Origin of the sequence: Colwellia marinimaniae, assembly GCF_002207865.1 — a bacterium.
Taxonomy (GTDB): domain Bacteria; phylum Pseudomonadota; class Gammaproteobacteria; order Enterobacterales; family Alteromonadaceae; genus Colwellia; species Colwellia marinimaniae.
In genome coordinates this window covers 1-21,241 of the sequence record NZ_BDQM01000019.1, presented here as the reverse complement: position 1 = coordinate 21,241, position 21,241 = coordinate 1, and the positions used below count along the sequence as shown (strand labels likewise).

At 38.3% G+C, this 21,241-nt stretch carries 15 protein-coding genes; 4 read left to right on the top strand and 11 right to left on the bottom strand.

Annotated elements, in window-relative coordinates; translation table 11 throughout:
* Nucleotides 1–177: 177 nt before the first annotated feature.
* On the bottom strand, nucleotides 178–2,916 hold the full coding sequence (gene gyrA / locus MTCD1_RS11790; RefSeq protein WP_057181091.1) for a DNA topoisomerase (ATP-hydrolyzing) subunit A: 2,739 nt from the start codon (nucleotides 2,914–2,916) through the stop codon (nucleotides 178–180).
* Between the two features lie 314 nt (nucleotides 2,917–3,230).
* On the opposite strand from gyrA, the gene ubiG reads away from it, so the two are divergent.
* From ubiG to yfaE, 4 genes are all read left to right on the top strand, one after another.
* Nucleotides 3,231–3,971, top strand: coding sequence for a bifunctional 2-polyprenyl-6-hydroxyphenol methylase/3-demethylubiquinol 3-O-methyltransferase UbiG (gene ubiG, locus MTCD1_RS11785; RefSeq protein ID WP_057181092.1), 741 nt, complete (start codon nucleotides 3,231–3,233; stop codon nucleotides 3,969–3,971).
* A 549-nt stretch (nucleotides 3,972–4,520) separates the two neighbouring features.
* Nucleotides 4,521–6,791 carry a class 1a ribonucleoside-diphosphate reductase subunit alpha gene (gene nrdA / locus MTCD1_RS11780; protein ID WP_057181093.1) on the top strand — a complete coding sequence of 757 codons (2,271 nt, stop codon included), beginning with the start codon at nucleotides 4,521–4,523 and terminating at the stop codon, nucleotides 6,789–6,791.
* Between the two features lie 124 nt (nucleotides 6,792–6,915).
* On the top strand, nucleotides 6,916–8,046 hold the full coding sequence (nrdB, locus tag MTCD1_RS11775) for a class Ia ribonucleoside-diphosphate reductase subunit beta (protein WP_057181094.1): 1,131 nt from the start codon (nucleotides 6,916–6,918) through the stop codon (nucleotides 8,044–8,046).
* Nucleotides 8,047–8,089: 43 nt separating this feature from the next.
* Nucleotides 8,090–8,401 (top strand): class I ribonucleotide reductase maintenance protein YfaE, encoded by a 312-nt coding sequence (gene yfaE / locus MTCD1_RS11770; RefSeq protein ID WP_082606499.1) that lies wholly within the window; start codon nucleotides 8,090–8,092, stop codon nucleotides 8,399–8,401.
* Nucleotides 8,402–8,430: 29 nt separating this feature from the next.
* On the opposite strand, the gene MTCD1_RS11765 is transcribed toward yfaE, so the two are convergent.
* The 10 genes from MTCD1_RS11765 to MTCD1_RS11720 all read right to left on the bottom strand — a co-directional run.
* Entirely contained in the window at nucleotides 8,431–9,789 is a 1,359-nt protein-coding gene (locus tag MTCD1_RS11765) for a diguanylate cyclase (protein ID WP_057181095.1), read from the bottom strand.
* Between the two features lie 29 nt (nucleotides 9,790–9,818).
* On the bottom strand, nucleotides 9,819–11,990 hold the full coding sequence (locus MTCD1_RS11760; protein WP_057181096.1) for an ATP-binding protein: 2,172 nt from the start codon (nucleotides 11,988–11,990) through the stop codon (nucleotides 9,819–9,821).
* On the bottom strand, nucleotides 11,987–13,153 hold the full coding sequence (locus MTCD1_RS11755; protein ID WP_057181097.1) for a response regulator transcription factor: 1,167 nt from the start codon (nucleotides 13,151–13,153) through the stop codon (nucleotides 11,987–11,989). The genes MTCD1_RS11760 and MTCD1_RS11755 overlap by 4 nt, the downstream gene beginning before the upstream one ends.
* 31 nt (nucleotides 13,154–13,184) lie before the next feature.
* Nucleotides 13,185–14,933 carry an ATP-binding SpoIIE family protein phosphatase gene (locus tag MTCD1_RS11750; RefSeq protein WP_057181098.1) on the bottom strand — a complete coding sequence of 583 codons (1,749 nt, stop codon included), beginning with the start codon at nucleotides 14,931–14,933 and terminating at the stop codon, nucleotides 13,185–13,187.
* Nucleotides 14,934–14,970: 37 nt separating this feature from the next.
* Nucleotides 14,971–15,276, bottom strand: a complete 306-nt coding sequence (locus MTCD1_RS11745; protein WP_057181099.1) for an STAS domain-containing protein — start codon at nucleotides 15,274–15,276, stop codon at nucleotides 14,971–14,973.
* Nucleotides 15,277–15,312: 36 nt separating this feature from the next.
* Nucleotides 15,313–16,503, bottom strand: a complete 1,191-nt coding sequence (locus MTCD1_RS21235) for a methyl-accepting chemotaxis protein (protein WP_057181100.1) — start codon at nucleotides 16,501–16,503, stop codon at nucleotides 15,313–15,315.
* Entirely contained in the window at nucleotides 16,500–17,609 is a 1,110-nt protein-coding gene (locus MTCD1_RS11735; RefSeq protein WP_057181338.1) for a protein-glutamate methylesterase/protein-glutamine glutaminase, read from the bottom strand. Before MTCD1_RS11735 ends, MTCD1_RS21235 begins: the two co-directional genes overlap by 4 nt.
* Before the next feature lie 32 nt (nucleotides 17,610–17,641).
* Nucleotides 17,642–18,301, bottom strand: coding sequence for a chemoreceptor glutamine deamidase CheD (gene cheD / locus MTCD1_RS11730; protein ID WP_231733033.1), 660 nt, complete (start codon nucleotides 18,299–18,301; stop codon nucleotides 17,642–17,644).
* Nucleotides 18,302–18,337: 36 nt separating this feature from the next.
* The gene (locus MTCD1_RS11725; protein ID WP_057181102.1) at nucleotides 18,338–19,168 is read right to left on the bottom strand and encodes a CheR family methyltransferase; all 831 of its coding nucleotides are present in this window, start codon (nucleotides 19,166–19,168) and stop codon (nucleotides 18,338–18,340) included.
* A gap of 135 nt (nucleotides 19,169–19,303) precedes the next feature.
* The coding region (locus MTCD1_RS11720) for a methyl-accepting chemotaxis protein (protein WP_143760115.1) at nucleotides 19,304–21,241 on the bottom strand (1,938 nt) is incomplete at its 5' end.

Sequence of the window (21,241 nt, the reverse complement as noted above, 5' to 3'; positions counted from 1 at the left end):
ACTTATAATGGCACAACCATTATTTCATCACTACACCTTGAATTGAAATGACTTAAGCACTCTGAAACATGCATCTTGAATGGTAACGGGTATGGTATCTTAAATATTATTTTTTATTAATAAAATCACATTAAAAAAGGCGGTTATTAGCCGCCCTTGTCATTGTTACTACGACAATTACTCTTGTTTGTCGTCTTGTTTTTCGTCTTGTGTGCTATCTGCACTATCCTGCTGAGCGCTATGCTCTGGACTGTTTTCAGAATTGGGCTCGGCACTCGTTTCGACTATCTCGTCACCCTCAGCAACTTCTTCAACGTGTTCGGGCTCCTCAATTTCATCAATACGTTGTAGTGCAACCACATGCTCATTCTCTGCTGTACGAATCAGACGTACCCCTTGAGTATTGCGGCCGATAACGCTCACTTCATTAACGCGGGTACGAACTAGAGTACCATTATCAGTAATTAGCATAATTTCATCAAGTTCTTCAACTTGCACTGCGCCAACAACTTTACCATTACGTTCGCTGACTTTAATAGAAACAACACCTTTCGTCGCTCTACTTTTCGCTGGATATTCTGCTAATTCAGTACGCTTACCAAAACCATTTTCGGTAATGGTTAGAATGGCACCATTATTTTTAGGCACAATAAGCGAAACAACTTTTTGATCACCGTCAAGTCGAATACCACGAACACCTGTACCGGTACGACCAATGGAGCGTAAGGCTAGTATTTCTTCGCCAGTTTCAGGATCAATTTTAACTGCACCTGTTTCACTATCACGAGCTTTCTCATTGAAACGCACCACTTTACCTGCATCAGAGAAAAGCATTATATCGCTTTCACCGTTAGTAATATCAACACCAATTAAGGTATCGTCATCACGCAAGTTCAAAGCAATGATGCCATTGGCACGTTGATTTGAATAAGCCTTCAATGGTGTTTTCTTAACGGTGCCCGAAGCAGTGGCCATAATGATAAATTTATCATCTTCATATTCACGCACGGGTAAAATAGCAGTAATACGTTCATTACTTTCTAATGGTAAGATGTTTACAATCGGTCTACCTCTGGCAGTACGGCTTGCTAACGGTAATTGGTAAACTTTCAACCAATATAATTTACCACGATTTGAGAAACATAAGATGGTGTCATGGGTATTCGCCACTAATAAACGTTCGATGAAGTCTTCTTCCTTCATCTTAGTTGCCGCTTTGCCTTTACCACCACGACGCTGAGCTTCGTAATCACTTAATATTTGGTACTTAACATAACCTTCGTGAGATAAGGTCACGACAACATCTTCTTCAGTGATTAAATCTTCTAACGATAAATCATGGGAAGCGTCAGTGATTTCAGTTCGACGTTCATCGCCAAATTCTTCACGAATAGCAATAAGCTCTTCACAAATAATTTCCATTAAACGTGATGGCGTAGTCAAAATATGCAGTAATTGCGCAATTAGCTCTAATAGCGATTTGTACTCGCTTAAAATCTTTTCGTGTTCCATGCCCGACAATTTATATAACTGCAAGTCCACGATGGCTTTTGCTTGTTCTGCGGTTAAATAATATAAACCCTCACGAATACCGTATTCTGCTTCTAACCACTCAGGGCGTGCGGCATCATTGCCTGACGCGCTAAGCATATCGGCAACAGCACCTAATGCCCAACCTTGGGCAATCAGTTTTTCTTCGGAATCTTTTCTATTGCTTGAATTTTTAATTAATTCAATGATCGGGTCAATATTTATTAAGGCAATCGATAAGCCTTCTAAGATATGAGCACGTTCGCGTGCTTTCTTTAATTCAAAAATTGTTCTACGAGTAACCACTTCACGGCGATGTAAAACAAACTCTTCAAGCATCTCTTTAATGTTAAATAATTTTGGTTGACCGTTAGTTAACGCCACCATATTAAAACCAAAAGAGACCTGCATCTGTGTGAGTTTAAATAAGTTATTTAAAACAACTTCACCGACTTCGCCACGTTTGATTTCGATAACCATGCGCATGCCGTCTTTATCCGACTCATCACGCAAAGCTGAAACACCCTCAAGACGTTTATCTTTCACTAGCTCGGCCATTTTTTCAATGAGACGTGCTTTATTTACTTGATACGGTAATTCATGGACAATAATGGTTTCTTTACCCGTAGTTTCGTGCACTTCAATGCTGGCGCGAGCACGAATCTTTATTTTACCACGACCCGTACGATAGGCTTCTTCGATACCCGCACGGCCACTGATAATACCTGCTGTTGGAAAGTCAGGTCCTGGGATAATTTCTAATAACTGTTCAAATGATATTTCACTGTTTTCAATAAGCGCTAAACAGCCATTGATGACTTCAGTCAAGTTATGTGGCGGGATATTGGTTGCCATACCTACCGCAATACCACTACTACCATTGACTAACAAGTTAGGCACACGCGTTGGCATAACCACGGGGATAAATTCAGTGCCATCATAGTTAGGCACAAAATCAACGGTTTCTTTCTCTAAATCAGCTAAAATAGAATGGGCAATTTTAGACATACGGATTTCGGTATAACGCATTGCCGCGGCACTATCACCATCAACAGAACCAAAGTTACCCTGCCCGTCTATCAGCATGTAACGTAATGAGAATGGTTGCGCCATACGAACGATGGTATCGTAAACAGCCGTATCACCATGGGGGTGATACTTACCAATAACATCACCAACCACACGGGCTGATTTCTTATACGCTTTGTTCCAATCATTACCTAAGACATCCATGGCGAATAAGACGCGGCGATGTACAGGTTTTAAGCCATCACGAACATCAGGCAATGCACGCCCAACTATTACGCTCATGGCATAATCTAAATAGGAGGTTTTTAGTTCATCTTCAATATTAACTTGAACTATTTGTTTGGCCAGATCGGACATAAATCGATGGTATCCCTTAACTAATTCTTTTGCTTAACAAAACATCTAATATAGCGAGGCTAATTATTAGCGTCTTGAAAAACGCTATTTTAAAGATTTTATTGTTATCTAATAGACACTAACAATAGTAATCAACGCAGCATACTAGCATAAAAATGTTTGATGCCATACCGCTTTATTTAAAGCATTTTTAAGGGGTTATAATCAGTTTAAAAAAACAACAAAATAGCCTTGATTTGATCTATACCCTTTGTTTCAAAATAACTTTGGTTTAGAATAAAATAATGAAAAGTTAACTTGAAGCTTAAAATACTATGTCAACCAAACCGCTTAACGTAAATGAAGATGAAATTGCAAAATTTAATAAAATTGCCAGTCAATGGTGGGATTTAAATGGAGACTTTAAACCCTTACATCAAATCAACCCATTAAGAGTACAATTTATATGTCAACATATTGCCTGGCTAGATAACGACACTCAAGCAAATAATGGCTTGTATGATAAGCAAGTCATCGATGTAGGTTGCGGAGGTGGCATCTTATCTGAATCATTAACAAAGTTAGGTGCTAAAGTCACCGGGATAGATATGGGCATGGAACCCTTAAATGTTGCTAAATTACATGCACTAGAAACCAGTTTATCCATAGATTATCAGAAGATTACCGCAGAAGAAAAGGCGCTAGCATGTAGTGAAACGTTTGATGTGGTTACCTGTATGGAAATGCTTGAACATGTGCCTGACCCTGCTTCCGTGGTGCAAGCGTGTGCGACATTAGTCAAACCGGGTGGTTTGGTGTTCTTTTCAACGCTAAATAAGGGTATTAAGTCATATTTACTGGCCATAGTTGCCGCAGAAAAAATCTTGAAAATTGTTCCCGACGGTACCCATGACCATGATAAATTCATTCGCCCTTCACAACTCATTAGCTGGGCAGCATTACATGGCTTAAAGTGTATTGATGCCAGTGGCATTCACTACAATCCGTTAACGGGCAATCACAAACTGATAGACTCTCTTGATGTTAATTATATTATCTGTTGTCGTAAGCTTTGATAGCAAGCGATAGACCTAGCTAAATTAAAGAATGCTAGTGCTTAACGTAAGGAATAAGAGTGTTGTATTAATAGCCAAGTTGTTTAAACATTAATCTGCTGTTGCCATTAATTCATAAGTCATTGTTATTAATACACATTAAATCCGTTATACTAAATCATTATAGCGAGCAGATATTTTTACTAAAAATAATTTATGAAATTGAGTGCAGACTAAAATAACTAAAATAATCGTTGCTTTTGGTAAATTCCAAAATGAAATAGTCTTGCTAGGTTAGTCAACACTAACCCTGGTTTTTTGGAAATAAAAATGGCAACGATGAACGTGTTTTATCACTTGCAAAACAGCTCAAACCCCATTATCTTGTGTTTGAAATTATAAAAAACCCTAGATATTGTGCATTTGCTGCTCAGTCGTTATTTTAAAATACTTCGTTTTTAGGCTGCTATTTGCTAAAACGAGTGTGGGATTTTTTATTAGGGAAGTTTTAGACCCTTTTTATTAGGGACGATAAATAAGCAATCACAATAATCTCTTTACAGGTACTTCATGAATAACAACCTCTTTGTAACCAAACGAAATGGCGAGAAAGAAGCCATTGACCTTGAAAAAATTCACCGTGTTATTGCTTGGGCCGCGGAAGGACTTGAAAAAGTCTCTGTTTCTCATGTAGAGCTCAAATCTCATATTCAATTTTATGATGGCATAAAGACTGAAGATATTCACGAAACCATTATAAAATCTGCCGCGGATCTTATTTCAGAAGAAACACCTGATTATCAATACCTTTCGGCAAGGTTAGCAGTATTTCATTTGCGTAAAAAAGCCTATGGTCAATTTGAACCGCCGGCGCTTTACACCCACGTTGTTAAAATGGTGCAAGCAGGGAAATATGATCAACACTTATTAACCGATTACACTCAAGATGACTTTGAGCATATGGAAAAGTTTTTAGATCATAGTCGTGATCTAGCCTTTAGTTATGCCGCGGTAAAACAGCTTGAAGGTAAATACTTAGTCCAAAACCGTGTTACCGGTGAAATTTACGAGAGCGCACAATTTCTTTATTTGTTAGTTGCTGCCTGTTTATTTGCTAAATATCCAAGTGAAACACGATTACAGTATGTAGAAAAATTCTATCATGCTATCTCAACCTTCAAAATTTCATTACCGACACCTATTATGGCTGGCGTACGCACACCTACCCGCCAATTTTCATCTTGTGTATTAATCGAATGTGGTGATAGTTTAGACTCAATTAATGCTACCTCTAGTGCCATTGTGAAATATGTTTCTCAACGTGCTGGTATTGGTGTTAATGCGGGAAGAATTCGTGCCTTAGGGAGCACTATACGAAACGGTGAAGCATTTCATACCGGTTGCATTCCCTTTTACAAACACTTTCAAACCGCAGTAAAAAGTTGTTCACAAGGTGGTGTCCGTGGCGGTGCTGCAACCCTCTTCTATCCCTTGTGGCATTTAGAAGTAGAAAGTTTACTGGTGTTAAAAAATAACCGTGGGGTCGAAGAAAACCGTGTTCGTCATTTAGACTATGGCGTGCAATTTAATAAATTAATGTATCAACGCCTCATTAAAGGGGGGGTTATTACCTTATTTAGTCCCAGTGATGTACCTGGCCTTTACGATGCATTTTTTGAAGACCAAGAAAAATTCGAACAACTTTATGTACAATATGAAAATGATGATTCTATCCGTAAAAAACGTATTAAAGCGATAGAGTTATTTACCTTGTTTGCTCAAGAACGTGCCAGCACAGGTCGTATCTACTTACAAAATGTCGACCACTGTAATACTCACAGTCCGTTCGATCCCAGCAAAGCCCCGATTCGTCAAAGTAACTTGTGTTTAGAAATTGCCTTACCGACTAAACCCATGAATGACATTAACGATGAAGAGGGTGAAGTGGCTCTTTGTACACTGTCGGCATTTAACCTAGGCGCTATCGATTCATTAGATGAATTAGAGGGTTTAGCCGATCTAGCGGTTCGTGCCTTAGATAGTTTACTTGATTACCAAGACTACCCGCTTGCTGCCGCAAAAAGTGCCAGTATGGCACGCAGAACACTTGGTATAGGTGTTATCAATTATGCTTATTACCTCGCAAAAAACGGTCTTTATTATTCCAATGGTAGCGCGAATAATCTAACCCATCGTACGTTTGAAGCTATTCAGTTTTATTTATTAAAAGCGTCCAATGAATTAGCGAAAGAGCGAGGTGCTTGTCCTAAATTTGATGAAACTCGCTTAAGCCAAGGTATATTACCCATTGATACGTATAAAAAGACCATTGATGATATTACGGGTGAGCCATTACATTTAGATTGGGAAAGTTTACGAGCAAGCATTAAAAAATACGGTGTAAGAAACTCAACTGTTTCCGCGTTAATGCCCTCTGAAACGTCATCACAAATATCTAATGCGACCAATGGCATTGAACCACCACGTGGTTTAATCAGTATTAAAGCGAGTAAAGACGGGGTATTGAAACAAGTAGTGCCTGAGTATGAAAGACTTAAAGATAACTACGAGTTATTGTGGAATATTCCTAATAACCAAGGTTACTTGGAATTAGTAGGCATAATGCAAAAATTTGTCGACCAAGCTATTTCAGCCAATACTAATTACGACCCTGCTAAGTTTGAAGGTGGTAAAGTACCAGTAAAACAAATTCTAAAAGACATTTTAACCGCGTATAAACTAGGCATTAAAACCTTGTATTATCATAATACCCGAGATGGTGCTAGTGATAATATTGAGCTAGAAGATGATAGTTGTGCTGACGGCGCTTGTAAGATTTAATTTGTAAGAAAAACTTACTCAGCTTACCATTTATACATAAAAAAGAGCCTAGCTAAATACTGGGCTCTCGTTACTACTAGCCTAAGAGCAATAAGGCTAGTAGTACTCCAAAGGAATAAGATTCATGACGTATACCACGTTTAACCAAACTCCAAATAATGCGTTATTAGAGCCCATGTTTTTAGGCAATAACGTCAATATATCTCGTTATGATCAACAACGTTATATGGCTTTTGAGAAATTAATTGAAAAACAACTTTCATTTTTTTGGCGCCCTGAAGAAGTTGATGTCTCTAAAGACAGAGCCGACTGGCAGGGATTAACCGACTCTGAAAAACATATTTTCATTTCTAATTTAAAGTACCAAATATTATTAGACTCAATGGCAGCACGCTCTGTTAATGCCGTGTTTTTGCCGTTAGTTTCTTTACCTGAAGTAGAAACCTGGGTGGAAACGTGGGCCTTCAGTGAGACAATTCACTCTCGCTCTTATACTCATATTTTACGAAACTTATTCACCAACCCCAGTGAAGTATTCGATGACATCATTGTTAACCCAGCAATTTTAAAACGCGCAACTAGCATTGCTAAGTATTTTGATGATGTCATTTTGACCACTCAGTTATTGCAATCTCAAGGTGAAGGTAGTTATGAGGTTGAGGGGAAAACAATTGAAGTTAGCACTCGAAAGTTAAAAGAACGTTTATACTTAGCCGTGTGCTCTCTTAATGCCTTAGAAGCTGTTCGCTTTTACGTTAGTTTTGCTTGTTCTTTTGCTTTTGCCGAGCGTGAGTTGCTTGAAGGCAATGCTAAAATCATTAAATTGATAGCCCGCGATGAAGCACTACATTTAACAGGTACTCAACATATTCTAAATAATTGGAAATCAGGAAACGATGATCCTGAAATGAAGATTATTTGTGAAGATATGCGCGATGAGGGTTTGCAAATATTCTTAGAGGTGGTCGAACAAGAAAAAGAATGGGCACAATATTTGTTTAAAGATGGCTCAATGATTGGCCTTAACGCTGAAATACTGAACCAATATATCGAATATATTTCAAATCAACGCTTAACTGCCATTGGCTATGAGGCACCTTTCGATATAAAAAGTAACCCCTTACCTTGGATGAGTGCTTACCTTGTTAGTGATAACGTGCAGGTTGCTCCTCAAGAGACCGAAATATCGAGCTATTTAGTTGGTCAAGTTGACTCTTCTGTTGATGTTGCTGATTTTGACGGTTTTGACTTATAGAGATAAAATGATGGTGATACTAGCCTTAATTTAGGCTGGTTGCATGAATATGAAAGTAAAAAATACCAGTCAAAACATGAAGGACATCATCAAATTGCAGCCTAAAATTACCGTTCAGGGTAAAGTTGTTCCTTTTGAAAATAACGAACAAACTTTACTCGACTGTTTAGAGTCTGCCAACATCGAAGTACATTATCATTGCCGTGATGGCTTTTGTGGTGCATGTCGGGTAACTTTAGTTACCGGCGAAATTAACTATCCCTTAGGGGAACCCTTAGCTTTTGTCGGTGAAAATGAAATCTTACCCTGCTGCTGTGTTCCTGTCACCGACATTAGCATTGCAATAGACGAGTAGCGCCTGTCTTGATAATGTCTAGTAAATGCCTAGCTAACATCCAAGTGTAATTCTATGCCCTTCATCACCCGGCTGAGCTCTGGAGAAAGCAGGGAAAACAAGCCATCAAAATCATCTTGCTGATTATCATTGATAGCGATATCTAGGGCTTTTGTTGCTTCAAACAAAGCCATAGCACCCACTGAACCAGCAACGCCTTTTAAGGTATGAGCTATATGTTTAGCGCTAGCAATATCTTGCTCTTGTATGGCACTTTGTAACTTCTGAGCATCAAGATGGTGATCTTGATAAAACATCACTAAAATTTCTTTAAATAAGTTTTCATCACCTAAGACATTATTAACGCCTACTTCAAAGTCAATACCATCATAATTAAGAACAATAGCATTGCCAACAGTGACGGATAAAACATTATCAGTAGCCATTAAGCTGGCTCTAATGGGATCATCGTCGATGTCGACCAGATTAGTCAGTGAGGCAACATCAATAACTTGATTACGGCCATTTTCTTTCGCAAAATATAGCGCACTATCCGCTTGTTTTAATAATTCATCAATGGTTAAGTAATCATCGTCAGCTAGGACTAGGCCAACACTGACAGTAATTTTTATTTCTGTCTTTTTACTATCCGCATGAGTGATGTTGATACTAAGCTGCTCAACTTGTTGCCGTAACCTCTCGCAAGCAATATAGGCATCGCCACTACTGGTATTAGGCAAACAGACAGCAAATTCTTCACCGCCAATTCGACCAACAATATCATAATCTCTAAATACCTCGGTCATGCTTTGACCAAAAGCGCGCAATACTTGATCGCCCGCATCATGACCGAAATTATCATTAACTTTTTTAAAAAAATCAATATCAAACATTGCTACGACTAATGGTTGCTCTGCTCTATTAGCTAAACTTATGGCTTTACTACTTAGTCCAAAAAAACTGCCACGATTATTCAAATTGGTAAGAAAGTCTGTTTTAGCTAAATATTCAAGTTGAGCGGTCTTTTCTTTTAATCTTATGGCAGTCCTAATGCGCGCAAGCAGCACTTTAGCGACATAAGGTTTGATCACATAATCCCCTGCGCCAAGCTCTAAAGAAGCAACCACTTCATCTTCATCTGTTGAGGCGGATAACATAATCACAGGAATTTGAGCACTTTTTGGTTGAGCTTTAATTTTTGCTAACGTTTCTAAGCCGGAAAGGCCCGGCATATACATATCGAGTAAAATAAGGTCTATTGCCAAGGTATCTAAAAAAACCAATGACTCTTCGCCACTATCACAGCTTGTGACCTGATAGCCGGCAGTACCAAGATCAAACTCTAATAGTAACTGAGTATCTTTGGCATCATCAACTACAAGTATTCTATATGCTTTATCTAAGATCATTTAGCATTCACCCGACAATAAGTTTTAAATCACATCGCTAAAAATTCAGCTAATTCCTTCGAATTAAAAGGTTTTCTAAGGACCGGATAATCCCAGCTTCTATCTTCAATGGCTATGTAGCCACTAATAGAAAACACATTAATATCAGGGAACTTTTCCATCACCAAATTAACCGCTTCTTTACCTGATAAGTCAGGTAAAATCATATCCGTGATAAAGATATCAAAGCCAATATCCGAATTAATTCTGTCTATCAGTTCTTTTTTATTATTGGCGACAACAACGTTTGCCCCTTTACTCTCCAGAAACAATGCCACAAACTCCGCAATACTAACCTCATCATCAAGCACTAAAATGTTGGTATTTTTATAACGTAACGAGTTTGATTTAGGCTCCTTGGCTAAAAACTTTTCTATTAATACTTTGCATTTAAATACTAGGGTAAAATGAGCGCCACCAAGGGCTCCATACCCTTCCACCTGAATCAAGCCATTATGTTTATACATAGTACTATATACATTTGCCAAACCAATACCATTACCTTTATTAACAGATTTAGAGCTATAAAATGGATCAAATATCTTGGTTAAATTTTCTTTTTCTATACCAATACCGCTATCTTTTACATGAATTTCTAAACGATTATTATCCAGTAAGTTTGCTGAAATCTCAATGTGACCACTAAGTCCTTTTTCTTGAATAGCATCTTGAGCATTCAGTACTAAGTTTAATAAAATATTAATAAACTCACCCTGAGGGAAGTTGATTAAACAGTGCATAGGTTTAAAGTTAAAAGTAATCTTGATAGTGCTTAGCAATAACTGTTTAAATAAATATTGATTATCGAAAATGTCTTGTATAGGATCAAAGCTAACAACTTTCACGGTAGGCCGCCGCGTAAATGCCAATAAACGCTCAGTAACATCTTTACCTTTATCTATGGCATTTTTGACTCTGTCGATATAATCAGAAATATCTTCGCCCCGGGAAAACTTTATCTCCAACATTTCAATAGCACCAAGCGCCACGCCTAATACATTATTAATATCATGGGAGACATTACCAAAGGTATTACCTAACAAAGCTAAACGATTAGAGATCACTTGTTGCTGCTCTGTCCGAAACTTATCTGTTACATTCTCCACTATCCAAATATAAATACCTTCATCGGCCTCATAGGTAACTGATAAATCAAACACCGTGGTGTATTTATCAAAGCTAACGTTATTCTCTTTTATTTGACCTTGTTCTTTAGCGAGCTTTTTAAACTCCATATATTCAGTAATGCTAAAATTTATATAATTAAAAAGCACGCCACTGATGCCATCATGATGAGGAGAGATATCTTGATAAACAACATTATCATTATCATCAATAAAGAAGATCGGTACTTTTATGGTAAAATTTACCATAGCCAAAAGCTTTAACTTTTCAAATAAATCTTCACTGCGAGTGATGTCCTTATAAACGCCGAAAACGGCAAGGGCAACGCCATTACTATCACGTTCTACTTCGGCAATGACTTCCACTTTGATTTTTTTTCCCGACGGTTGCGTAAGCGCTGTTTTGAGATAAAAAGGCTGCTGTTGGTGAATAGCATTATGAAAACTAGTGCGAAACTTTGCTCTATCTTTGGCTAAAAGTACATCAACCGCTTTATCAAAAGTGGGTACTATCGATTTATTCGTTAGCCCATGAATACGAAATACTTCTGCCGACCAATCGAGTGTTGCTGATTGGATATCAAAGCGCCAATGACCAGAATTGCTGATACGCTCGGCTAACATTAACCAATCATTTTGTTTTTTTAATTGAACTATCATGTTCTTGGTTTCAGTAACATCTTTTACTGTGCCAAACATTAAACTAGCTCTGCCATCAATATGTTCAACAACTTTACCAACCGCATGTAACCATAACTTATGACCTTGGTGGTTTACAATCGGTATAGTAATATCAATACGATCTATTTCGCCCTTTAAATGTTGTTGTATTTTGCTATGCACATCCTCTAGCGTATTACGATCCAAATGTTTTTCCCATATAACACTTGTGCCTATTTTCTCTTTATTTTCATAGCCCAGTATTTTCATTAACTGGGCGGAATAAAAAATGCTTTCATTAACAAGATCCCATTGCCAATAGGCCTCATCAATGCCCGTTAATACCTTGTGTGTTAATTCGTGTGATTGTGAGCTCAAAATAGTTCATCCTCATCATCAAAATCATAAGTATTATCAATTTGGTCATTCTCGGTATTTAATTGTTGCAGTTGATCAATACTAAATAAAGCTTGATCAAGTAACTGGGTAACTTCTAGAAAATTTATATCATCTTGGCTATGTTTTTTTAGCGCTCCATGCACTAAATCCATAAGGTAATCTTCTTGCTCTTGGGTCATATCTAAAATATGGAAGCTAGTACCCATCTTTTGCACTATTTCATTCATTACTTCTTGTTGATGATGTTTAGATATTTCCACCATTTTTTTAGTTGTACTCACCGCGGTCTTTATTTGTTCTTGCACACTAACCAGTGAATTTTTATAGGTAATGAAGGCAATTCTAGAACCAATACATTCGATAACTGAGGCTAAAGCATCAATAAATATGTCAGTATCAACCGTGTCATTTTCAAGGTTAAGAATAAATAATGATACCAAGGTATGATTGAATATGGTTCTTGAGCCAAAGCGATAAAGACGTGATTTAAACTTCAACAGCTCCATTACTTCAATTTCGACCGGTGAGCACACACCTTTTTGAGCACTATAGAAACTAGGTTTATCATTAATTGGATAAAAAGCAATACAACCATGCAAATCCATACGATTAAAATATGAAAAGACTTCATCTCTAATTTGCTCATAAGAAAAACAATGATTGAGTTTAGAGGTCAATTGCATACAACTGCCATATTTTGATGCTTGCGCCATTGAGACATTGATGACATTATTTTTTGATTTAATTTCATCTTCAAAATCATGTATTTTATCTTGATATTCAATCAGTTTCTCAAGCTTTGAATTAAGGGCTAATAAGGAAAATGGTTTTGCTAAAAAATCATCGGCGCCGCACTCTAAGCCTTTTAATATTGCCTCTTCAGTAGCCATACCTGAATAAAGTACAAATGAGGTTGGCGAATTTTCATGCCCTTGCTGGGATTTAATCCAAGCAGAGCCTTTCTCATTGCCAATATTTTCATCAACTAAAGCGATATCAAATTTGATATTTTCTTTTAGTAAATCTTGAGCTGCCGATAGGTTATGGGCACATTTCACCTCGAAAGAATCTTCTAAACTTTCAGCCAATAACTTTAAGTAGTCAATATCATCATCAATAATTAATAAATTATGTTTCACCATCTTACTATCCTTTTATGATACTTAACGCTACTTAGTCGTGCCAAATATAACTGGCTATCACTAAAGTACCTTGCTCTTGATAATCCAAGGTGTCACAAAGTTGATTGACTAACTCCACCCCTCGACCACTTAACTTTAAACCGTCATTCATGGCCATGCTGTTATCTTTCATAACATCCAAAATATCAAACCCTTGGCCACTGTCTTTAATATTTATTATCATCTTGCCACCTTTAGTCAGGGGAAAGTATTTAAGGGTAATGCCAACAAAATCTTCAGAGCCTTGAATATCACCATTCCCCAACATCTCTAGCCTGTTTGCTCGCTCTTTAAAATATTGACTGAAACCTTCCGCTGAATTTTTTAATGAGGAGTTCAACTCGAGTACCCCATGATCTAGGGCATTAATAAACAGCTCTGTTAATATAGTATATAAACTTTGCCAATGCTCACCAGCGCCTTCTAAATCATTAATTTGATTCATAACTAACGGGATTGGATTAACCTTTTTGAGTAACTCTCCCGTTAAATGTAAGTGATAAGACCAAGTGGGTAATAAATTTTTCACGGTAGAAAAATAGTTATCCTCTTCGGTAAAACCTTCAGGTATTGTTACTTTATTACTCAATTTAATTTGTTGCCAGCCACTACAGGGAACATCGACCAATGAAATATCATCTTCTTGGGCGCAGTTCTGGCAAAAATCATCAAGGCTATTCAAAACCGTGTTTACTAGCATTTTTTTGCCTATGCCATCCATAGCTGCTTTTTCAAAACGCGAAAAGCCAAAGAGTTCACCTGCTTGATTACGGGCTTCAACAATGCCATCAGTGATAAATACTATGCGGTCATTAGCCATAACTTGCACCACTTCGACCTGAGCATCGGCAAGCAATTTCGGTAAAATGCCTAAAGGGGGATGTGTTGAAACAAATTGTTGTTTTATGTTTGCCTGGACATCAAATAAATAGCCATGGGGTAAACCGGCATTAAATATATATGCCGATTTTTCATGCTCTGAAATACAAGCAAAACTGGCCGCAAAAAACAAATCTCCGGGTAATAAGGTAAACATTTGTCGGTTTAATTGAGCGACTATTTCTAATAGGGAAAAGCCCTTTTTAGTCATTGCTCTGAACGTTTCAGTGACTGGAATAGCACCAATGGATGCCCGTAAGCCATGGCCGGTGAAATCCCCAAGTAAAATATGCAGATCACCATTAGGACATAAGGCACTCAACTGGATATCACCGCTAAAAATTGTGGCGGCTTTTTTAATAACACCAATCTTATCTAAGGCAAAGTTTCTCGCTTCAATAACTCCTGACATCATTTTTTCAGCAAGCTCAGCATCTTTCTGTTGCTCTAGTTGTAGACCTTTTACTTGGTCAACTAAATCACTAATCCTTTGAATAGACTTTATTTTTGCCTTGAAAACCCTAGGCGTAAAAGGCCGTACCAAAATACTATCACCGCCAGCCTCGACACTATCGATAAAGGCTTGTTCGCTATCCATGCTGGTAATAAATATAAGTGGCGCTAGTGTGCCCTCCCCCGACAGTTTCTTTATTCTCCTGCTCGCTTCAAAACCGTCCATAATAGGCATATTAATATCCATTAAGACAAGATCTGGTTGGTGTTCAATATACATTTGCACACCACTAGCACCATCATTAGCAATAATTACTTGATAATTTTCCTCATTCAATAACACAGTTAACAATTTACATTGCATTTTTGAATCATCAACAACTAAAGCAAGTTTTTGATTTTTATGCATATATTACCCTTGGTATCGGTAAAAAGAAGGTATCAGATTATTCAATCGTCATTAGCCGTTGAAATTGCGCTATTTCTAAAATTTTCCTTACGGTCTCGCTTGGTTTTGAAATAGTTAATTGTCCCGCATAAAGTTGTACATGATCTTTAAGTAATAAAATCATACCCAAAGCGGAACTGTCCATATATTCTGTTTTGCTTAAATCAAGTACGTAGCTTAAATCTTGAGTGGTAATACTGGTGTAAGCATCACGAAATAGCTGGTGTAATGAGAAATCAAAACGAGCATCAATGGCAATAACGAGTTCTTTTCCATCTGGTGAAATTCTACGGCTAACGGTCATAACAGCATTCCTTATATAGTTAAATAATTAAACAAGTTAAAATAAATCTACTTCACCTTCTTCCATATTAAGCTGTAATACACTCCGTGAGTTATCTGCTTTTTGAGTCGCTTGATAGACACTTTGACAAGTACATTTGAGCTTAACTAATTGTTCGTGCATATCTTCATCAGTGTTTTTATTAAACATTGCCAAGACATCACTTATTTCATGAATACTACTGATATTCAGTTGTAAGGATTCTAATGACTGTCGGGTTATGTCTTCAAATTGCAAAGAACGAATACCAAGGCTTACTGCTTGAGTTATCTGAGGTGCTAGGGTGGCAAGTTCTGCCACACTTTTAGCCGTTTGAATGTTGACCTGCTCAACATGACTCATCATGACAGACATCTGCTCCTTTGCTTCAAGGGTTGAAGTCATATCTGCCGAGGCCATTATTTCAACGGATGAACGAAGGTTGGCAATGATGCCCTTAGCTTTATTTATTTCAATACGAATATCCTCATTGAGTGCTGTTGAGCCGATAGACAATGAACGTACTTCATGAGCAACGACGGCAAAACCACGACCAGCTTCGCCGGCTCTTGCCGCTTCAATGGCGGCATTTAAGGCCAATAAGTTAGTTTGACTTGCTAAGCCTTCTACCTGAGACAACAACTTAAATATGCGGTTAAATTGTGACACCATTTCATCGGTATAAGTCATAGTTACCAGGCTTTGCTTACTGGTATTAATAATGACACTAACAAAGTCATCTAAGGTTTTATTGGAATCAGTGACAAAGTTTTCTAATGTTACACCGTCGCCCTCTTCTGTCCTGCCAGAATGAGAAATCAGTACTTTGATCATATGCTGCTGCTCTTCACTTAGTCTCTGCAGATTCTTAAAACTATCCGATATGCCCGTTACGGCATCAGCGACAACGTTCTTTGTCCGCGCTAATTCTTGTTCAACGATATTAATTTCTTGATGAATAAATTGTTGTAATTCAAAAATAACGCTATGGATAAGTTCCTCATCAACCACAGGCATGCCCGTCTCAGTCGTAGTCATACATTCTTGTTGGATTATTTTATTAACTTGAGCCGCTAAAGCGAGCAATAGGATGAGTAATATAGCTAATAACAGCATAAGAATTGTTTTATCATCAGTAAAGAGGTAACTGGTCAATGACAGCAGACATAAAAAGCACGAGGCATACAAACCCTTTTTTAAATTTCTCATAAAACGCCGCCAACACAATTTTTAGCTAAGACATCTTGCATTTCAACACGAGTTAAACCGGCGTAATCAAGAAGATGTTTAGTCACTTCAAGCAAAGGAGCTTGCATAGTATGAGCCGATATTGCATGGGCTTTGCCCGGCATACCCCATATTAAGCTCGAATTTTTATCTTGAATAATAGTGCGTGAACCCAATTCTTTTAGCCGTAACATGCCTTTGGCGCCATCTTGTCCCATGCCAGTTAACAAAACAGCTTGTACATTGTCGGCAAAATCAAGCATTGAATGGAACAAAACATCCACAGCAGGTTTATGCCTATTTACCTCGTCCCCATCACTTAAAGTACAAAATAAAGCGCCATTTTTATAGACAACCTCTAGATGTTTATCACCTGGCGCTATATAAACATGTCCCACTTTGATTTTTTGACCATGAGTTGCCTCATGTACCTCCACTTGACAGTGTTCATTGAGGCGCTGGGCAAAACGTAAACTAAAGGTTTTAGGTATGTGTTGGGTTATGACAATGGCGGGAGCATTACTCGGTAAGCTGACAAGAAGTTTTTTAATCGCTTCGGTGCCACCTGTAGAAGCGCCTATAGCAACAAGGTGATTAGCCCGTTTGATACCAGTAAAAGATAATATATTGCCACTCTCTTTGATTACTTTACCACTGGCTAAGTTATCCGATAACTTAAAATTCTTTTGGTCTATGGTGACTGCTTGAGTTATTTTGTCAATGAGCACTTCTTTAAAGCTGGCTTGGGGAGCCAGTAACTCTTGAACAGTTGGCTTAGCAATAAAGTCTACCGCTCCAATTTCAAGTGCTTGTAAGGTAATATCAGCGCCTTTAGTGGTAAGAGTCGACAGCATAATGACCGGCATAGGTCGCAAGCGCATCAAATTAATAAGAAAAGTAATACCGTCCATTTTAGGCATTTCTACATCTAGGGTTAATACATCAGGGTTTAACTTTTTAATTAGTTCTCGGGCAACTAAAGGATCTTCAGCCTCGCCAACAACTTTAATATATGGGCTATGGCTTAATGCATCCCTGATGATATTACGAATAACAGTAGAGTCATCAACAATAAGTACTTTAATTATATCCATACAATTTAATTCCTCTGCGGTAACCACTAAAAAATTTCAATATCGCCACTAACCTCTTTTTTATTAATTTGACTGCGATAGTCACTTTCTCGGCGAATAATAGTGTCATTGTGCAAGTTATCCAGTCGCTTAATAAATACTCGCCCACTACAAGGCTCAAAAATCACTTTTCTGGGGTAAATATCACCAATGTCACTACTTTCAATGACAATCTCTTCTTGGTCTAAATAAGACAAGGCAAAATCAATGTTCTTTTGGCCAACATCAGACATTTGATTAAGTACTTTTGCGCCACCAAACAATTTAGCTTTTAAGTTTATTTTACGACCTCCCGACCTTAAAATAGTATTGATGAGGTGCTCCATAGCGAAGTTGCCATACCGGGTCGCATCCGTCGTTCTATCTCTTTGCCCCCAATTAACTTGATGTGCTTCTTTATTGGTGATCGGGAGCATAAAGTGATTCATACCACCGATACGAATTTTCTCATCCCAGATACAGGCTGAAATACAGGAACCCAGTGTTGTTGCTATCGCGACATTCTCAGTGGTCATGTAAAATTCACCGGGTAAAATTTTAGCAACCACCATATCTCGTTGTTTATCCCAATAATGATTAATTTGCATAAATTCAGGCAAACACTGCGCCATATATTCAGCTATTTGTGGATGATCATTTCGTAGCACAAAACGTCCTCACTAAAGCAGACTTTAGTTAACTAATTAGGGTTTTCTAAAAATGGTCCGACCAACATTACTAAAATACTGTTGATAATTACCTAAATTCTCACTGTGCCCTAGAAATAGTAAGCCACCTGGCGCTAGCATTTCATAATAGCGGGCAAATAATTCTTGCTGCGTTTTTTTATCAAAATAGATGATAACGTTGCGACAGAAAATAGCATCAAATGGCCCTTTCATTGGCCAGTCATGTAATAAATTAAGTTGCTTAAAAGTGATGATGCTTTTTAGATCTTTATGTACTTTAACACTTTCACTACTTTGTCCTGACCCCTGAAGAAAGTAACTTTTTTTGAGCTTGAGTGGCAGTTCTTCAATGCGGTTAACATCATAGATTCCTGCTTTGCCTTTCGCTAACACATTACTATCAATGTCTGTGGCAAGAATTTTCACATCCCACTGGGCAAGTTCTTTTTTCAGCGCTTCAAGTATAGTGATGGCAATACTGTAAGGTTCTTCTCCGGTCGAGCATGCTGAAGACCATACTCGAAGTTGTTTTTTTCCGTTTATGTTTGCGGTTTTGTTTTTTATCAAGGTGGGAATCACTTCGCTAGTTAGATATTCAAAGTGATGATTTTCTCGAAAAAAACTGGTTAGGTTTGTGGTTATCGCATTAATAAAAAAGTCTTTTTCTTGCTCGCCGTGATCTCTTAATAACTGACAATAATCAGTGAAGGAGTTAAGCTTTCGTTCTCTGATTATGCGAGTTAATCGTCGGTATAACATCTCTCTTTTACTGTCATTTAGTACAATGCCAGTTGTTTTATATACAAACTTACAAATAAACTTAAAATCGTCTTCAGACAATTTCATCGCCTGTTCTCTATTTACCCGACGATCTTGCGGATGACCTGGCCTATTAGTTCTCTTCCTCCTTAGCTCAGTCATCTGCATATCTCTCCATCATGTCAATGTTAGTATTCTACTTTTACCATCCTATTTTTACCGCTAGAACTCTTCCCATTCTTGATCAACCGGTGTACTAGGTCGTTTGGCCCGGCGAGTTGTCGCCGGAGTTGATGCTGGACGCCTATCGGTGGGAGCAGGAGTTGATGCTGGACTAAAATTTGATTGCCTAGCAGCTGGAGCAGCTGGAGCGGCTTGTCTTGCTGGTCTTGGTTGTCTTGGTTGTCTTGGTTGTGTACTACGCTGTTGGCGCTGGACGGCAACGGGTTGTTGCTCAACTGTTTCACCATTATTAAAGAAGGCAACTTGATCTAATAATAACTGAGCTTGCTCTTCCATCGACTTACTGGAAGCTGAGGCTTCTTCAACCAAGGCAGCATTTTGTTGAGTCATTTCATCCATCTGACTCACCGCAGCACTTACTTCACTAATCCCAGCAGATTGCTCTTTACCGGCATTATCAATATCACTGATCATTCTACTGACATCTTCAATGGCAGTAACCAGCTCACTAAAGGTTTTCCCCGTTTCATCAACCAACTTAGTACCTTGACCAACAGCCTCGACACTGTCGTTAATCAAACCTTTAATTTCTTTCGCTGCCCCTGCTGAGCGTTGTGCTAAATTTCGCACTTCCGCGGCAACAACAGCAAAGCCTCGTCCTTGCTCACCAGCTCTAGCAGCCTCTACCGCAGCATTAAGCGCAAGTAGATTGGTTTGGAAAGCTATTTCATCGATAACACTAATAATGTCGGCAATTTTTTTGCTCGATTTATTAATATCACCCATGGCAACAATAGCACTTCGAACCACAGAGCCGCCATTACTGGCTTTCTCCATAACAGACTTCGATAACTTACTTGCTTCTGACGAGTTCTCGGCATTTTGCTGAACCGTACTGGTTAACTCTTCCATGGCAGAAGCCGTTTCTTCTAAGCTAGAAGCTTGAGATTCAGTCCGGTGACTTAACTCATTATTACCAGCGGCAATTTCGCGTGCTGAATCAAAGACATTATTGGAAGCATTACGTATTTCATCAACCATATTACTTATATTTTCAATGGAGCCATTAATCGCATTAGCGAGTGCCAGGAATTCACCACCGTAATCATTGCGCATGGTTTGAGTTAAATCACCTTCGGCTAGCGCCGTGGCAATATTAATAGCATCATTAATAGGTTCAACTATAGAATCCATCAAACTATTAATATTATTGCCTAATTCTTTCATAAAGCCTTCATATTCAGCCGTATCAATACGGCTATCTAATTTGCCGGCGATAGCATCTGAAATTAATCTATCTATCTGACTTTGCGCGTCTTTTTCTTCGGTTAAATCTACCCATTGCACCCCTGTGCCAACATGATTTCCGTCGTTATCGAGTAAAGCCATGGCAATAAGTTGAAAGGTTAACCCTGCCACCGAAATTTCAGTGGTATAGGGTAAGTTATTAGGATTACCTAATAGATTTTGTTGATGTGCCGGGTTTTTATGGAAGGTATCAAAGTTAGTGCCTACCATGGTATCAACACTAAAAGACGGTAAAACCGTGCGTAATGTAGCTTCACGGCGACGTAACATGGTTACTACCGCAGGATTGGCGTAGACAATATTACCCTGAGTATCAGCCATCATTATATTTGTCGTCATGCCTTCCATGGTCGAGGTTAAACGCCCTACTTCAATAGCGTTTTGTCTTGCTGCGGTGACATCTTGCCATTCTAGGGCATTGCCTATGTACGCGCCGCTAGCATCCATGATCGCGGTGACATTGAGCTCAAAGGATAAATGTTTAATTTGAATATCGGTTTTAAACGGTAAATTATTTGGGTCATCGAGTAATTTACGTTGATGTGCCGGGTTTTTATGGAAACTATCAATACAAGTGCCAATAATCACTTCGGGATCGGCGACAAAACCCGGCCAATTCTCAGCAAAGACAGCTTCATGTTCTTTCAGTAAAGCTAAGGTCGCGGCATT

What these genes read in the sequence shown, in the direction of transcription:
- gyrA (WP_057181091.1), bottom strand. Translation starts at nt 2,916, where the DNA reads ATGTCCGATCTGGCCAAACAAATAGTTCAAGTTAATATTGAAGATGAA.
- ubiG (WP_057181092.1), top strand. Translation starts at nt 3,231, where the DNA reads ATGTCAACCAAACCGCTTAACGTAAATGAAGATGAAATTGCAAAATTT.
- nrdA (WP_057181093.1), top strand. Translation starts at nt 4,521, where the DNA reads ATGAATAACAACCTCTTTGTAACCAAACGAAATGGCGAGAAAGAAGCC.
- nrdB (WP_057181094.1), top strand. Translation starts at nt 6,916, where the DNA reads ATGACGTATACCACGTTTAACCAAACTCCAAATAATGCGTTATTAGAG.
- yfaE (WP_082606499.1), top strand. Translation starts at nt 8,090, where the DNA reads ATGAATATGAAAGTAAAAAATACCAGTCAAAACATGAAGGACATCATC.
- MTCD1_RS11765 (WP_057181095.1), bottom strand. Translation starts at nt 9,789, where the DNA reads ATGATCTTAGATAAAGCATATAGAATACTTGTAGTTGATGATGCCAAA.
- MTCD1_RS11755 (WP_057181097.1), bottom strand. Translation starts at nt 13,153, where the DNA reads ATGGTGAAACATAATTTATTAATTATTGATGATGATATTGACTACTTA.
- MTCD1_RS11750 (WP_057181098.1), bottom strand. Translation starts at nt 14,933, where the DNA reads ATGCATAAAAATCAAAAACTTGCTTTAGTTGTTGATGATTCAAAAATG.
- MTCD1_RS11745 (WP_057181099.1), bottom strand. Translation starts at nt 15,276, where the DNA reads ATGACCGTTAGCCGTAGAATTTCACCAGATGGAAAAGAACTCGTTATT.
- MTCD1_RS21235 (WP_057181100.1), bottom strand. Translation starts at nt 16,503, where the DNA reads ATGAGAAATTTAAAAAAGGGTTTGTATGCCTCGTGCTTTTTATGTCTG.
- MTCD1_RS11725 (WP_057181102.1), bottom strand. Translation starts at nt 19,168, where the DNA reads ATGAAATTGTCTGAAGACGATTTTAAGTTTATTTGTAAGTTTGTATAT.